This is a genomic window from Micromonospora sp. 067-2 (assembly GCF_046549295.1).
In the GTDB taxonomy this organism is placed as follows: domain Bacteria; phylum Actinomycetota; class Actinomycetes; order Mycobacteriales; family Micromonosporaceae; genus Micromonospora.
The window spans coordinates 403,904-418,239 of sequence record NZ_JAJPWB010000005.1 but is presented as its reverse complement, the minus strand read 5'-3'; the positions used below and the strand labels follow the sequence as shown (position 1 = coordinate 418,239).

The following is a 14,336-nucleotide window of genomic DNA, read 5'->3' as shown; positions in this document are numbered from 1 at the left end:
ATTCGTGTGAGCGCGAGGAGTGCAGCGAAGCGGAGCCCCGCAGTCGCGAACGAGAGGTGGCTCCCATTGAGCGCGAGGAGTGCAGCGAAGCGGAGCCCCGCAGTCGCGAACGAAAGGTGGCTCCCATGACGCGGTTTCTGATCAAGCGGATCCTCTCCGCCCTGCTGACCCTCTTCGCGGTGAGCGTGCTGACCTTCCTGATGTTCTTCGCCCTGCCGCGCGACCCGGTCACCGGCATGTGCCCGAAGAACTGCAACCCGGAGCGGCTGGAGCGGGTCCGCACCGAGCTGGGCCTGAACGACCCGCTGATCAGCCAGTACGCCGGCTACATGAAGGGCATCGTGACCGGACGGGACCTGGGCAGCGCCCAGGGCGGCCGGTGCGACGCGCCCTGCCTGGGCTGGTCGTACGTCACCAACGAGGCCGTCTCGGACACCATCGGCCGGGTGCTGCCGGTGACGCTGAGCATCGTGATCCCGGCAGCCATCCTCTGGCTGCTGCTCGGCGTGGGTCTGGGCATGGTCTCCGCGCTGCGGCGGGGCACCTGGTTGGACCGGGCCGCCATCGGCTTCTCGCTGACGGGCGCCTCGTTGCAGCTCTATTTCGTGGGCGCGGTGCTGATGCTGGTGTTCGTCTACAACCTGCGGCTGCTACCCGTGCCGAGCTACACCTCTCTCTTCGACGATCCGGTGAAGTGGGCCAGTGGGCTCGTGCTGGCCTGGGTGGCGCTGGCGTTCCTCTTCTCGGCCATCTACGCGCGGCTGTCGCGGGCGCAGATGCTGGAGACGCTGTCCGAGGACTTCGTCCGTACGGCACGCGCAAAGGGCCTGGCCAAACCCGCGGTGTACGGACGGCACGCGCTGCGGGCGGCGATCACCCCGGTGGTGACCATCGCCGGGCTGGACGTCGGCGGTGCGCTCGGCGGAACGGTGATCACGGAGACCACGTTCGGCATCCAGGGGTTGGGGCGGACCGCGGTGGACGCGGTCAAGGCCGGCGACCTACCCACCATCATGGCCACCGTGCTGATCGCGGCGGTCTTCGTGGTGTTCGCGAACGTGCTGGTCGACCTGCTCTACGCGGCCATCGACCCGCGGGTCCGGCTGCGCTGAGCCGGGCGGTCGGCCGGGGTGTCCATCGCCCCGCCGGCGGCGAAACTTATCGACAACTGTTACACAACTTGTAGGTTTTCTTCCTTACGATCCTCGGGACGTCGGCGGATCTCGCCCCGACGGACCGCATGGCACATGGGTGAAGGAGGTACTTCATGCGACCACGCGTGGCGGCCGCTGCTGGCGGCGCGATCGCTCTGGTTGTGGCATTGGGTGCGTGCTCGAAGAACACGGGCGAGGGCACCACGGTGGACACCGAGCGGAAGCAGAGCGGGGTCATCGCGACCGACCCCAAGGACTCCCAGGGCCCCGCGGCCGAGGTGAGCGGCGCGGCGAAGGGTGGCACCTTCAGCGTCATCCGGGAGACGCCGATCTCCCATCTGGACCCGCAGCGGACGTACTCGTTCGCCGGTTTGATGACGAACCCGCTCTTCTCCCGTTACCTGACCACCTGGAAGGACGACGGCAAGGGCGGCCTGGTCCTGGTCGGCGACCTGGCCGAGACGCCGGGCAAGAACGTCAACAACGACTGCAAGGTCTGGGAGTTCACGGTCAAGGACGGGGTGAAGTTCGAGGACGGCCGCCCGATCACCTCCAAGGAGATCGCGTACGGCATCGCCCGCTCCTTCGACCCCGACCTGTCCGGCGGCCCGACCTACCTCCAGGAGTGGCTGGCCGACACCGCGCAGTTCGACACCACGTGGGACTTCAAGAAGAACAAGACGTCGCTGCCGCCGGGGCTGACCACCCCGGACGCCAAGACGCTGCGCTTCGAGTTCGCCAAGGCCCGCTGTGACCTGCCGTTCGCGGTCTCGCTGCCGACCACGGCGCCGCTGCCCGCCGACAAGGACACCGGCGTCAACCTGGACCAGCAGCCGTTCTCCTCCGGCCCGTACAAGGTCGCCAAGAACCAGACGGGCGTGCAGCTCACCCTGGACCGCAACCCGAACTGGGATGCGAAGACCGACCCGGTGCGCCACCAGTATCCGGACCAGTTCGTCCTGACCTACGGCCCGACCGCCGACGCCGCCAACAACCGGGTGATCGCCGACAACGGCGCCGACCAGAGCGCGCTGGCGTGGAACACCGTGCCCGCCTCGCTGGTCGCCAGGGTGGCCGGGGACGCGGCGCTGAAGTCGCGCACCATCCTCTCGCCGACGCCGAGCGCCAACCAGCTCGTGATCAACACGCAGCGGGTCACCGACCTGAAGGTCCGGCAGGCGCTCAACTACGCCATCGACCGCGAGGGCTTCATCAAGGCGCTGGGCGGTCAGACCGTGGCCGCTCCGCTGACCACGCTGATGCCGCCGGCGACCATCGGCTACAAGGCGTACGACGCGTACCCGGCGGGCGCCAACGGCAACGTGGAGAAGGTCAAGGAACTGCTCGGCGGGAAGACCCCCGAACTGGTCCTCGGTGTGGCCGACAACTCGACCGAGCAGCAGCAGGGCGCCCAGCTCAAGGCCAACCTGGAGCGGGCCGGCTTCAAGATCACGGTCCGGAACATCCCGGACGACGCGAAGCTCGACGAGGTCAAGAAGAAGAACAACCCCTGGGACCTGTACATCGGTAACTGGGCGGCGGACTGGCCGAGCGGGGCCTCGATCCTGCCGGTGCTCTACGACGGCCGCACCATCAAGGCCGAGGGCAACAGCAACAACTCGTTCCTCAACGATGCGGCGATCAACGCCGAGATGGACCGCATCCTGGCACTGCCCGCCGCCGACCAGGGCCCGGAGTGGGCCAAGCTCGACGAGCGGATCATGAAGGAGCACGCCCCGGTGGTGCCGCTCTTCGTGGACGTGGCCTACAACGTGCACGGGTCCAAGGCGGGCGGAGTGTTCATCTCCAGCGTCTTCGGGTACCCGTCGTTCGTGAACGCGTACGTCAAGCCGTAACCGCACCACCCGGACGGGCCCCCGGTCGACACCGTCGTCGGCCGGGGGCCCTTACGGTTCCCGCCGGTCGGTGTCACTGGTGCGATCAGAGCAGCGCACGGTCGCTATCTCGAGATCCCGATCGGGGTGACCTCAGATCGCGCGGATTGTGATGAGGTCTTCGAGGCTGGCGAGGTCGTCGGCGTTACGGGTGTAGACGGCGGCATCATGGGCGTGTGCGGTTGCGGCGATGAGCAGGTCCGTCACCCTGGCTCGCGGCTGGCGGCCCTTCTCGACGACGCGGGCAATTTGTATCCGTTCATGGTTCACCGTGCGGGTCATCGGCCTGAGTTCTCGCCGCACTGGCGGTGCATGCTTCTGTTGCGCATGCGGGATGGTCAGGAAGTGTTTTCCCTGCTGGATATTTGGCCGCCGACATTCCTGCAGATGCCGGATTCGCTGACAATGCGCGAGAAGACGGGCCTCGCCCGCCGCTTGGAGGGCGGGAGACTTCCGACTGCAGCGGAATGGGAAGCTCAGGGGACGTGAGAGTCGGCTGTGCGAGTCCGCTTGGGTTGACGGGTGGTCGGAGATCTGCTGGACGAGGCCGCCGAGCTGGCCGTTCGGGTGGGCGACGGACGCGACCATTTCCGGACGGCGTTCGGCCCGACCCTGCCAACGCGGCCCTGGTCCTGATGCGGGCCGACAGCATCGCGCCCGCCGAGATCCGCCACCGGCCGGCCGCACGGGACGTGGTCGCCCAGGTCGCGCGCGACCCGGACGCCCCACCGACGATCACCCGGCTCGCCATCGCCCTGGGGGTCGTGTAGTTCAACCGAGAGAAGGTCCAGCTCCAGGTGGGTGGCGCCGGTCAACGGCAGGATGGTGTACGGCCGGCCGGTGCTGCAGGGCTGCGGAGAGCCGGAGCAGGTGCGCTGCCATCAGCGGCGCAACGTGGTAGAAGCTCAGAGGCGGTTGCGGGAGGCGGCCCGGACAAGGGAGCGATGGGATGACCCGATACTTGATCTCGTTCAGTGACGGTTCGATGGACCACATCCCCGACGAGGACTGGGCTGACGTGGGCAAGGCCTCGCAGGCGGTGGTCCACGATGCCCATGCCGCCGGCGTGTGGGTGTTCGGCGCCGGTCTCGAACGCCAGAGGGCGAGCGTCGTGGCCACGGACGGGACGGTCACCGACGGTCCCTACCCGGAGGTCAGGGAGGTCATCGGCGGCTTCTCGATCATCGAGGTTGCCTCCCGCGAGGAGGCGTTGGCGTGGGCTGCCAGGATCGCCGCCGCCTGCCGCTGCGCGCAGGAGGTACGAGAACTCATGCCGGACGCCGACCAGGACGCGATGCTGCGTGCGGCAATCAGTGGCGGGTGACGCCAACAGGAGATCTTGGACAGTTTCCGTTCCGCGATGACGGTAAGTGTCCAAGATTCACAGTTGTGGCGTCGCGGAGTAGCCGAGGTGGGTGCGGAGGAAGTCCAGCTCCAACGGAAGCAGGCGCTCGGCGGTGCCGTTCGCGGCCATGTGGGTGGCCCCGGTCAGCGGCAGCACCGAGTGCGGGCGGCCGGTGGACAACAGGGCCGCCGAGAGCCGCAGCGTGTGCGCCGCCACCACGTTGTCGTCGGCCAGGCCGTGCACCAGCAGCAGCGGCCGGGCCTGGTCCGGGCCGGTGACCGGCTCGGCGGCCATCTCGACCAGCGAGTGGTGCGCGTAGACGTCCATGCCGTCCTCCGGCAGCCCGAGATAACGCTCGGTGTACGCGGTGTCGTACAGCGTCCAGTCGGTCACCGGGGCACCGGCGATCCCGCAGCGGAACAGCTCCGGATGGCGCAGCACCGCCAACCCGGCCAGCCACCCTCCGAAGGACCAGCCCCGCACCCCCACCCGGCCCAGATCCAGGTCGGGGTGCTTGCCGGCGAGCGCGGTCAACGCATCCACCTGGTCGGTCAGGATCACGTCGGCCATCCGCCGGTGGATGGCCTTCTCGAACGACGGCGCCACTCCCGGCGTACCCCTGTTGTCGATGGTGACCACCGCGAACCCGGCGTCGGCCCACCACTGCCGCTCCAGCCACGCGGCGCGGGCGGCCACCACCTCCTGGTGCCCCGGGCCGCCGTAGATGTCCAGCAGCACCGGCAGCCGCCGGCCCGACACGTGGTTGTCCGGGTAGAGCACCGCCGCCGGCAGCCGCCGGTCGGTCACCCGCTCCAGCAACGGCAACGGCGAGTACGGCGGGGTCGCGGCCAGCGAGCGCAGCTCGGCCAACTCCTGGTCGCCCCGGCGCACCGTCCACCGCACCCCGGCGTGATCCAGCGACGCCACCCCGACGGCCAGCACGTCCCCGCCCACGGCCGCCGTGTACCAGCCGGAGTCGGTGGTGAGCCGGCGGGCGTCCACGCCGCCGCCGATCGTAGTCCGGACGCGGAACAGGTGCCGCTCGCTCGGCTCGCCGTCGCTCGCCTCGACCAGCAGGTCGGCCGGCCCGGTGCGGCTCGGCAGCCGACCCACCACCCGCCGCACGTACAGCGACGGCGGTGTGAGCAGGGTGCCGTCGGCGAACAGGCAGCGCGCGTCGTACCCGTCGTGGGCCAGCTCGCCGCCGACCAGCACCCGGCCGTCCGGCAGGTGCGCCGGCGTGCCGGCGATCGGCTCGACCCAGCGGGGGTCGGCCAACTCGGCGTGCACCTGCGTCTCACCGGTCCGCGGGTCCACCGCCAGCACCAGCCCGTGTTGCTGCGAGCGGCGCAGCACCGTGATCAACGGGCTGCCCTCGCCCCAACTGACCGCCGTCAGGTAGGGGTAGGTCTCCCGGTCCCAGTGCACGTCGACCCAGCCGTCGTCCAGGTCCAGCAGGTGCAGGCTGACCTCCGCGTTCGGGCCGCCGGCCCGGGGGTACGCGACGGCGGTCGGCGGGCTGGCCGGCTCGGCCGGGTCGTGCAGGTGCCAGCGGTCCAGCCGGGACTCGTCGACCCGGGCGGCGAGCACCGAGCGGCCGTCCGGCGCCCACCAGTAGCCCCGGAACCGGCCGAACTCCTCGGCCGCGATGTGCTCGGCCAGCCCCCAGCTCACCCCGGAGTCCTCGCCGGCCAGCAGCGTGTCGGTGCCATCGGAGTCGATCAACCGCAGCTCGCCCCGGCGGACCCCCTCGGCCGCGTCCGTCACGTACGCCAGCCGCTGGCCGGTCGGGTCCGGCCGGGGATCCAGCACCGGGCCGAGAGCGGCCACCTCCACCACGTCACCGTGCACCAGGTCAGCCCGGAACAGCCGCCCGGCCAGCGCGAACACCGCCACCCGGCCCGCCGCGTCCAGTGCGTACGAGCCGATGCCCGCGGCGCTGAGCCGCAGCCGCTCGCGCAGCGCACGCTCGCCGGGGGAGAGCGCACGGGCGTCGCCGGCGTCACCGAGCAGGGTGGCCGGGTCGGCGACCAGCCGCTCCTGCGCGGTGCTGACGTCCAGCAGCCAGAGCGCGTCCGCCGGATCCTCGGGGCCGGCCGAGCGCAGGAAGATCACCCGGGAGCCGTCCTCGGCCACGGAGACAGCACGCGGCGCGCCGTGGCTGAACCGGCGGGTGCGGGCGGCCAGCTCCGGAAAGTCCACAGGCCAAATCGTAGAGCCGCGCCGGGCGAGATGTGGCCGACCTGGGCGGACGCGTCGGCGACTCCCCGGGCGGAGCCGCCGGTTAGAGTGACCGTCGTGACGACGTTGCCCGACCGCCGCCTTCTGCTGGTCCACGCGCACCCCGACGACGAGTCGATCGGCACCGGCTCGACGATGGCGCACTATGCCGCTGCCGGCGCGCAGGTGACGCTGGTGACCTGCACCCTCGGCGAGGAGGGCGAGATCCACGTCCCGGCGCTGGCGCAGCTCGCCGCCGCCGAGGCCGACCAGCTCGGCGGCTACCGGGTCGCCGAGTTGGCCGCCGCCTGCGCCGCGCTCGACGTCCGCGACCACCGCTTCCTCGGCGGCGCCGGTCGCTACCGCGACTCGGGAATGATGGGGCTCGCGACCAACCAGCATCCCCGCGCGTTCTGGCAGGCCGACCTCGACGAGGCCGCCGGGCACCTGGTGGAGATCATGCGGGAGGTACGCCCCCAGGTGCTGGTCACGTACGACCCGGAGGGCTTCTACGGCCACCCCGACCACATCCAGGCGCACCGGGTGGCGATGCGCGCCGTCGAGCTGGCCGCCGCCGAGGGTTGCGCCCCGCTCAAGGTCTACTGGACGGCCATGCCACTCAGCGTGCTGGAAGCCGGCATGGCGCACTTCGCCGAATCCTCGGACAACCCGTTCGCCGGCATCGAGGACCTCGCCGACCTGCCCTTCGGCACCCCCGACGCGCAGATCGCCGCGCGCATCGACGGCACCGACCAGCACGCGGCCAAGGAGGCGGCGATGCGGGCGCACGCCACCCAGATCCCGGCAACCTCCTGGCTCTACTCGATCGCGGGCAACTTCGGCGGCGAGTTCATGGGCGTGGAGTTCTTCACCCTCGCGGTCGGTGAGAAGGGGCCGGGCGCCGGCCGGTACGGCTGGGAGGACGACCTCTTCGCCGGGCTGCCGGAGGAGACCGCCCGGGACCGGTCTCCGGTCGCCGCGGCCGGCTCCCGGTGACCCTGCCCGTCGCGCCGATGTCGGTCGTACCGGATCAGGAAACCCCGCCTTCGGCGGGGCCGCCGCCGCGACTGCTGGACCTCGGCCTGCGGGTGGTGGGCGCGGTCGTCGTGGTGGTGGCCGGGGTGCTGACCGGGGTGCTGGAGCTGCTGTTGTCCACGGTCCGCGTCGGCGGGCAGTTGGCCGGCGTGTCGGCGCTGCTCGCGGTCGGGGCCAACATCCTGCTGAGCTGGTTCGCCCACGAGTCGGTCGGCCGCCGGTGGGCGGTGGCGCTGCCCGCGGTGCCGTGGTTCGCGCTGATGGCGGTGGCCGCCATCCGCACCACCGAGGGTGATCTGCTGCTCGCCGGCGACAACTGGGTCGGCCTCGCCATGATCGTGGCCGGTGCGATGACCTTCGCGGTGATGGGCTTCCGGCAGCTGCTCGCCCCACCGCCCGCACTCGGAGGCTGATGACGCCACCCAGGTAAGGGTGGTAGATATTCCTGCCAGGGATACGGCCCCGCGACGGGGCGTACGGCAGGAGGTCGTGCGGTGGACAGACGGTGGCGTGACGTCGGAGTGCTCGCGGGGGCGCTGTTTGCGGTCAACGTGATCGCCCGGCTGATCATCCGGATCGGCTTCGACGGTGACGACACCGCCGCGGACCGGGTGTCGTTGGCGATGTTCGTGGTGATCGGCCTGATCCTGGCCGTGGTCGCCTTCGGCTGGGGCCGCCGCCGGCCGCTGGCCGAATGGTCGTCCGACATGGTGGTCGTGGTGCTGGTGGCGATGGCGCTGACCGTGCTGGTCGGGCCGCTACTGGTCGGCCACAACCCGTTCGCCGGGGGTGCGGGCACGTTCTTCGCCCAGATCTGGCTCTACCTGCTCGCCAGTGGCGCCGGCCTGCTGATCGGCTATCTGGTGCTCACCGCGCTCGGCCGCGACCACCGCTCCCAGCAACTCAAGCGGTACGCCGAGGTCAAGGCCGCCAAGCCGCGCCGGGTCGTCCGCCGCTGACCCGCGGCTGGCCCGTCTTTCAGTGCGGGGCGACCCGGGTGAGGTAGGTGTGGTGGGTGGTGAAGCCGAGCCGTTGGTAGAGCGTCACCGCGGCGGTGTTGCGCTGCTCGACCTGCAGGAACGCCCGGGTCGCGCCCAGCGTCCCGCCCCAGCCGACCAGCGCGGCGATCACCGCACGGGCCAACCCCTGCCGGCGGGCCGGCGGCAGCACCTCGATGAGGCTGAGCCCGAGCCAGCGGCCCTGCCCGGTCACCGTGCCCCGGCCGATCGCCACCAGCGTGCCGTCGGGGGCGTACCCGTGGGCGAAGCGGACCTGGTCCACGGCGGTGAGCACGTGCCGGGCGGCATCCGGTAGGCCGCCCTTGCGGCCGGCGGCCACGGTCAGCCACGCCTCGCTCGGCGCACCCACCAGCTCGATCACCACGCCGCCTGGGCTGTTCAGCACGCCGCCGTGGGACCCCGGGCCCGGGTCGGCATCCGTCGGCGCCGACAGGGGGAGGCGTGCGATCTGTACGAGCGTGGGCGGGCGGCTGCCCCAGCCGCGGTCGTCCAGCTCGGCGCCGACCGGTGCGGCAAGCGGCAGCGGTGTGTTGATCATCGCTGGTCGACCGTGCTCGGCGTACCAGCGCTCGACGGCGTCCACCGCCGCCGGCAGCGGGCGGTCCGGGTCGCCGATCGGCAGCGCGGAGTTGGCCCGGCCGGTCCAGCCGTCGGCCGCCCGGAGCAGCCAGTCGCCGAGCCGGCTCCGAGTCGGTGCCGGCCACGCCTCGTCGGCGGCGCGCTCCAACGCCACCACGGCGGCGGCGGTCGGACGGCGTGTCGGAGGAACCCGCTTCGCCCGGTGCACCTGCGCCACCGGGACCCGCAGCGCGCCCTGCGCGGTGGCCAGAGTGAGATGGGTCTCGCTCAGCTCGACCAGCTCGCCGAGGGCGTCGGAGAAGAGCGGGCGGCCTTCGCGAATCCCCACAATCCGGCGGACCACGATTCGGTGTCCCACATCCTGCTGTCGGAGCACGATTCTCCCCCTCCCGGGCGAGATACTAGGCTCTTACCGTCGCGGGAGATCGCGGCGTGTCTTGCGGAGGAGAAGACCGGTGACCTACATCATCGCCGAGCCGTGCGTGGATGTGCTCGACAAGGCATGCATCGAGGAATGCCCGGTCGACTGCATTTACGAGGGCAACCGGATGCTCTACATCCACCCCGACGAGTGCGTCGACTGTGGTGCCTGTGAGCCTGTCTGCCCGGTGGAGGCGATCTTCTACGAGGATGACGTCCCGGAGCAGTGGAAGGACTACACCGGCGCCAACTACGAGTTCTTCGAGGACCTGGGCTCGCCCGGGGGCGCCTCCAAGATCGGCAAGGTGGAGAAGGACACCACCTTCGTCGCCGCGCAGCCGCCGCGCGGCGAAGGCCACTGAACCGGTCCGCGCCGGTCTCGTCGCGGCTGCCCGAGTTCACCTGGGACACCCTGGACGCCGCGGCCACGCTGGCCACGGCGCATCCGGAGGGCCTGATCAACCTCTCGATGGGCACGCCGGTCGACCCGGTTCCCGAGGTGATCCGGCAGGCGCTCGCTGACGCGTCCGACGCTCCCGGCTATCCGCTGACGGCGGGCACACCGGCGCTGCGAGACGCGATAGCGGCGTGGGTCGCCCGGGCCTGTGGCGCCGGGGTCGACGGCCTCGGCGTGCTGCCGACCATCGGCTCCAAGGAGTTGGTCGCCTGGCTGCCCACCCTGCTCGGCATCGGCCCGGACGACGTGGTGGTGGTGCCGTCGATCGCGTACCCGACCTACTCCGACGGGGCCCGACTGGCCGGCGCCACCGTGGTCCGGGCCGACTCGCTCACCGCGGTCGGGCCGACTCCCCGGGTGCGGCTGGTCTGGGTCAACTCGCCCGGCAACCCGACCGGCCGGGTGCTGCCCGCGGCGCACCTGCGCAAGGTGGTCGACTGGGCCCGGGAGCGGGGCGCGGTGGTCGCCAGCGACGAGTGCTACCTGCCGCTCGGCTGGTCGGCCGAGCCGGTCTCGGTGCTGTCGCCGGAGGTCTGCGGCGGCGACTATGCCGGGGTGCTCGCCGTTCACTCGCTCTCCAAGCGCTCCAACCTCGCCGGCTACCGCGCCGGCTTCGTGGCCGGCGACCCGGCGCTCGTCGCCGAGCTGCTGAAGGTCCGCAAGCACGCCGGCATGATCGTGCCCGCCCCGGTGCAGGCGGCCATGGTGGCCGCGCTCCAGGACGAGCGGCACGCTGTCGAGCAGCGCGAGCGCTACCGGGCGCGGCGCGAGGTGCTGACCGCCGCGTTCACCGACGCCGGCTTCACGGTCGAGCACTCGGAGGCGGGCCTCTACCTCTGGCTGACCCGGGACGAGGACTGCTGGCAGACGGTCGACTGGCTGGCCCGACGCGGCATCCTGGTCGCCGCGGGCGTCTTCTACGGCCCCTCCGCCGGGCGGTACGTCCGGGTGGCGCTGACCGAGTCCGACGAGCACGTCGCCGCGGTCGCCGGCCGCCTCGCCCACGCCTGAGGGGTTCCGGGAGGTCGCGAGGTTCCCGCGTAACTTCGCGCGGAATCCAGCGCAACGGCCGCACCGTGCGGCCGATGCACGGCTTCAGCCATTTCCGTGCATCAAGTGCGCACTCGGGCCACGCTGACACTGTGCCAAACGGCGCGCGCCACCCTCAACGCATCGCGCCCGCCCCCGGTATCGGGGACGGGCGCTCTTTGCGCTTGGCGTTGATTAGGACCGCTCGGCGACCTGGCCGACGAACGCGGCCCACGCGCCCGGAGAGAAGGTCAGCGCAGGACCCGTTGGGTCCTTCGAGTCGCGCACGGCGACGATGCCCGGAAGGTTGTCGGCAACCTCGACGCAGTCGCCGCCGTTGGAACTACTGCGGGTGCTCTTGCGCCAGAGGGCGCCGGTCAGGTCAGCCATGATCTTGCCTCTAGGTAGTCGATGGTTTGACGGCGCGAGTAAGCCATCGAACGCAGCGTATCCCAGGTGGCCCAGAGGGTAGCGGTGTCATTCGTCAGCCGTCCCGCAGCCTGATCATCGAGGTAGGCGACATCGCCGTCTTCAGTTGTGGCGATGACGAACGGACCCGCTTGCCCGGCGTGGAGGCCCGCGTCCAGTGGCAGCACATGGAGGAGAACGTTCGGCCGCTGAGCCATCTTCACCAGGTGGTCTAGCTGGAGGTTCATGATCTCGGGGTCGCCACGGCGGAGTGCGCATTCATCAACCACCGCGACGAAGAGCGGGGGCTTGCGTCGGTCGAGTACCGCCGTTTGCCTGCGTAGCCGGGTCGCGACGTAGTCAGCCACCTCGTCCGGGTCGAGCACTCCGCTGGCTAGCACCGCCGAGGCGTACTCAGGGGTTTGCAACAGGCCGGGGATGACCGCCACCTGAAAGGCGCGCAGGGCGGACGCCTGAAGCTCGGTCTCCACCCACGGGCGTAGCCACGCCGGTTCCCGCCGCTTCAAGACGTCCGGCCAAACGTCCTCAACCGCGAGGCCGAGCGCAGCGGCTGCGGCTGCACGATGGCGCGGGTGTGGGACTCGTCCGGGGTTGACCCAGCGCGCCACCGTCTTCGGATCTACGCCGACCTGCTCGGCAAGACTCTCGACGGTCTCACCCGCGTCGGCCAACGCCGCTCGTAGCGCCTGGTTCATGCCACCTCCGAGCGAACGTCTTCAACGTCTATAGAACGTATGGCTACGTGGTGTAGTCGTCCAGCTCCGATCGGCAAGGTGCTGTGTAGACGGCGTGGCCGGCAGGGACCCGAAACCCGGCGGACGCGTTCGTGCCGGGGCCGTCCCCGCTGAGCGAGCACTCATGGGGGCGGCCCCCTTCCAGAGCTACGAGCAGGGGGAGCGCCATGCCGAACAAGCCACCCGAACCGAAGCCGCGCACAGGTGACGTCTTGCGCCTGACCACCGCCGCGAGCGTGCAGTTCATGCACCCGATCTCCATCCGCGTGATTCGGGTGCAGAACTGGCCGACCTATGACGGGTGGCTTTGGATTGACGCGTACGAGCTGGGCGAGAGCGGCGACGCGGTCGCGCGCCGGTCGTTGTTCGTCATGCCCGCCGGCCTGATCTGGCAGAGTCCCCCGCCCGCTCCGCCGGCCCGGAAGGTCACCCGGCGTCCTGTCGCCCGTACGCCGCTGCGGGTCGGCTGATGCGCGGCGAGCCTGAGCACAAGCCGCTGCGCCCGTCGTGGCGCTGCCCTAACTGCGGCATTCTCTGGCCCTGCTCGGCCGCGAAGCTGCGCCTCCTGGGGAAGTTCCGCGAGGATCGGCCGGGCCTGCTGGCGCACATGGCGAAGGTTCAGGAGGAGGCGGCGGCCGATCTGACCAAGCTCAACCCGGACACTCTGCTCCCCGACCTGTCGCCCCGCTTCGTTGGCTGGGCCGAGGCCCGTTAGCCCCTGCTGACCGCCTGGAAACCAACCAGTCGGTGTGCCACCCCGACTGCCGTCGGCGGCTGGACTGGGCTGGTACGACACCTTCGGAATGGGCTCTTCGAAGGTCTCGGACCTGCGGTCCCACCAACACCGACCCGTTGATCCCGTTCATCGGGTGGCGCAACGATGCATGGCCGCCGAGGACTGACCCGCGTCCGGGCCGGGTCAGAGATATCCTCGGCCCCGGACCTGGTCGGGGCTGTGTCGGCCCCGCACCCCAGCAGGAACGTCGAGGTGTGCGGATGGCGGATAGGCCCGGCGCGCGGGTGCGGGTGGCGGTGGTCGGCACCGGCCTGATCGGCGGTTCGGTGTTGCTCCGGTCGCACGCCGCCGGCCTCGACGTGGTCGGGTGGGATCCGGACGAGGACACCCGGCGGGAGGCTCGCCGGTTGGGCGTACCCGCTCCGGACCGTCTGGTCGAGGCCGTGGCCGACCGGGATGTGGTCTTCCTGTGCGGGCCGCTGCCCACGATCCCGGCGACGCTGCTGGAGGTGGCGGCGGTGACCGGTGAGCGTTGCGTGCTGACCGACGTCGGGAGCACCAAGGCGGAGGTCGCGGCGTTCGCCGCCGCGCATGGGCTGACCCACCGGTTCGTGCCGGGTCACCCGATGGCCGGCACCGACCGGGCTGGCCTGTCGTCCGCCGGGCCGGACCTGCTCACCGGGGCTGCCTGGGTGCTCTGTCCCGCCCCCGAGCCGGGACTGGCTGCCTTCCGGTGGCTGGCCGACCTGGTGGTCGACGTCTTCGCCGCCCGTGTGGTGCCGATGTCCGCGTCCGAGCACGACTCGGCGGCCGCGCTGGCCTCACACGTACCGCATCTGCTCGCCGGTGCGCTGGCCGGCGCCGCCCAGCGGGCGCCGCTGCGCGACGCGGTGCTGGCGCTTGCCGCGGGTAGTTTCTCCGACGGCACCCGGGTCGCCGGCACCCCGCCGCAACGGACGGCGAACATGCTGCTCGGCAACCGGGACCGGGTGCTGCACGAGCTGGCCGGGGTCACCGCGTTCCTGGACGATCTGACCGCCGCCCTGCGCGCCGGTGACGCGGCGGCGCTCACCGCGCGCTACGCCGAGGCCGGCACCGCCCGGGCGGCGCTGCGGGACCGCCGGTTCGACGCGTACGACCGGCAGTTCCCGGTCGGTGGCGACCACACCGCGGAGGTGTCCTGGCTGTGCGAGCTGGGGGTGGCCGGCGGCCACCTGGCCGGGCTCCAAGTGGGTGCGGACACCGTCTCCTACGCGGCGCGGCGCCCGGTGGCTGACTAAGGTG

17 protein-coding genes are annotated in these 14,336 nt (G+C 71.3%); 12 read left to right on the top strand and 5 right to left on the bottom strand.

Going from position 1 to position 14,336, the window contains the following annotated elements:
- Positions 1-125 precede the first annotated feature (125 nt).
- Together ACLJN9_RS14710 and ACLJN9_RS14705 are read left to right on the top strand one after the other, a co-directional pair.
- Complete coding sequence (locus tag ACLJN9_RS14710; protein ID WP_410811858.1) at positions 126-1,112, top strand: ABC transporter permease; 987 nt, start codon at positions 126-128, stop codon at positions 1,110-1,112.
- Positions 1,113-1,267: 155 nt separating this feature from the next.
- Complete coding sequence (locus tag ACLJN9_RS14705) at positions 1,268-3,010, top strand: ABC transporter substrate-binding protein (protein ID WP_410811857.1); 1,743 nt, start codon at positions 1,268-1,270, stop codon at positions 3,008-3,010.
- Positions 3,011-3,142: 132 nt separating this feature from the next.
- Here the strand turns inward: ACLJN9_RS14705 and ACLJN9_RS14700 are convergent, their stop codons facing one another.
- On the bottom strand, positions 3,143-3,331 hold the full coding sequence (locus ACLJN9_RS14700; RefSeq protein ID WP_410811856.1) for a hypothetical protein: 189 nt from the start codon (positions 3,329-3,331) through the stop codon (positions 3,143-3,145).
- A gap of 353 nt (positions 3,332-3,684) precedes the next feature.
- Here ACLJN9_RS14700 and ACLJN9_RS14695 point away from each other — a divergent pair, with 353 nt between their 5' ends.
- Together ACLJN9_RS14695 and ACLJN9_RS14690 are read left to right on the top strand one after the other, a co-directional pair.
- The gene (locus ACLJN9_RS14695; protein ID WP_410811855.1) at positions 3,685-3,819 is read left to right on the top strand and encodes a hypothetical protein; all 135 of its coding nucleotides are present in this window, start codon (positions 3,685-3,687) and stop codon (positions 3,817-3,819) included.
- Positions 3,820-3,998: 179 nt separating this feature from the next.
- Positions 3,999-4,373: a YciI family protein gene (locus ACLJN9_RS14690; RefSeq protein ID WP_410811854.1), complete on the top strand. Its 375-nt coding sequence runs from the start codon at positions 3,999-4,001 to the stop codon at positions 4,371-4,373.
- Between the two features lie 57 nt (positions 4,374-4,430).
- Here the strand turns inward: ACLJN9_RS14690 and ACLJN9_RS14685 are convergent, their stop codons facing one another.
- Positions 4,431-6,596 carry a prolyl oligopeptidase family serine peptidase gene (locus ACLJN9_RS14685; RefSeq protein WP_410811853.1) on the bottom strand — a complete coding sequence of 722 codons (2,166 nt, stop codon included), beginning with the start codon at positions 6,594-6,596 and terminating at the stop codon, positions 4,431-4,433.
- Positions 6,597-6,683: 87 nt separating this feature from the next.
- Between ACLJN9_RS14685 and mshB the strand changes: the two genes are divergently transcribed.
- The 3 genes from mshB (at position 6,684) to ACLJN9_RS14670 (ending at position 8,608) form a co-directional block, all read left to right on the top strand.
- Complete coding sequence (gene mshB, locus ACLJN9_RS14680) at positions 6,684-7,610, top strand: N-acetyl-1-D-myo-inositol-2-amino-2-deoxy-alpha-D-glucopyranoside deacetylase (RefSeq protein WP_410811852.1); 927 nt, start codon at positions 6,684-6,686, stop codon at positions 7,608-7,610.
- Positions 7,611-7,627: 17 nt separating this feature from the next.
- Positions 7,628-8,062: a hypothetical protein gene (locus ACLJN9_RS14675; RefSeq protein ID WP_410811851.1), complete on the top strand. Its 435-nt coding sequence runs from the start codon at positions 7,628-7,630 to the stop codon at positions 8,060-8,062.
- Between the two features lie 81 nt (positions 8,063-8,143).
- Positions 8,144-8,608, top strand: coding sequence for a hypothetical protein (locus ACLJN9_RS14670; protein WP_410811850.1), 465 nt, complete (start codon positions 8,144-8,146; stop codon positions 8,606-8,608).
- 19 nt (positions 8,609-8,627) lie between these two features.
- On the opposite strand, the gene ACLJN9_RS14665 is transcribed toward ACLJN9_RS14670, so the two are convergent.
- A complete protein-coding gene (locus tag ACLJN9_RS14665; RefSeq protein ID WP_410811849.1) occupies positions 8,628-9,623 on the bottom strand; it encodes a GNAT family N-acetyltransferase in 996 nt (331 codons plus the stop codon).
- A 79-nt stretch (positions 9,624-9,702) separates the two neighbouring features.
- Here ACLJN9_RS14665 and fdxA point away from each other — a divergent pair, with 79 nt between their 5' ends.
- Together fdxA and dapC are read left to right on the top strand one after the other, a co-directional pair.
- Entirely contained in the window at positions 9,703-10,029 is a 327-nt protein-coding gene (gene fdxA / locus ACLJN9_RS14660; protein ID WP_331461003.1) for a ferredoxin, read from the top strand.
- Complete coding sequence (gene dapC, locus ACLJN9_RS14655) at positions 10,026-11,135, top strand: succinyldiaminopimelate transaminase (protein ID WP_410811998.1); 1,110 nt, start codon at positions 10,026-10,028, stop codon at positions 11,133-11,135. The genes fdxA and dapC overlap by 4 nt, the downstream gene beginning before the upstream one ends.
- Before the next feature lie 213 nt (positions 11,136-11,348).
- Here the strand turns inward: dapC and ACLJN9_RS14650 are convergent, their stop codons facing one another.
- Both ACLJN9_RS14650 and ACLJN9_RS14645 read right to left on the bottom strand, forming a co-directional pair.
- On the bottom strand, positions 11,349-11,543 hold the full coding sequence (locus ACLJN9_RS14650; protein WP_410811848.1) for a DUF397 domain-containing protein: 195 nt from the start codon (positions 11,541-11,543) through the stop codon (positions 11,349-11,351).
- Positions 11,531-12,277, bottom strand: coding sequence for a DUF5753 domain-containing protein (locus ACLJN9_RS14645; RefSeq protein ID WP_410811847.1), 747 nt, complete (start codon positions 12,275-12,277; stop codon positions 11,531-11,533). The genes ACLJN9_RS14650 and ACLJN9_RS14645 overlap by 13 nt, the downstream gene beginning before the upstream one ends.
- Positions 12,278-12,483: 206 nt before the next feature.
- Between ACLJN9_RS14645 and ACLJN9_RS14640 the strand changes: the two genes are divergently transcribed.
- The 3 genes from ACLJN9_RS14640 (at position 12,484) to ACLJN9_RS14630 (ending at position 14,332) form a co-directional block, all read left to right on the top strand.
- Positions 12,484-12,786 carry a hypothetical protein gene (locus ACLJN9_RS14640; protein WP_410811846.1) on the top strand — a complete coding sequence of 101 codons (303 nt, stop codon included), beginning with the start codon at positions 12,484-12,486 and terminating at the stop codon, positions 12,784-12,786.
- Positions 12,786-13,031, top strand: coding sequence for a flavin reductase (locus ACLJN9_RS14635; protein ID WP_410811845.1), 246 nt, complete (start codon positions 12,786-12,788; stop codon positions 13,029-13,031). The genes ACLJN9_RS14640 and ACLJN9_RS14635 overlap by 1 nt, the downstream gene beginning before the upstream one ends.
- A gap of 281 nt (positions 13,032-13,312) precedes the next feature.
- Complete coding sequence (locus ACLJN9_RS14630; RefSeq protein ID WP_410811844.1) at positions 13,313-14,332, top strand: prephenate dehydrogenase; 1,020 nt, start codon at positions 13,313-13,315, stop codon at positions 14,330-14,332.
- Positions 14,333-14,336: the final 4 nt, after the last annotated feature.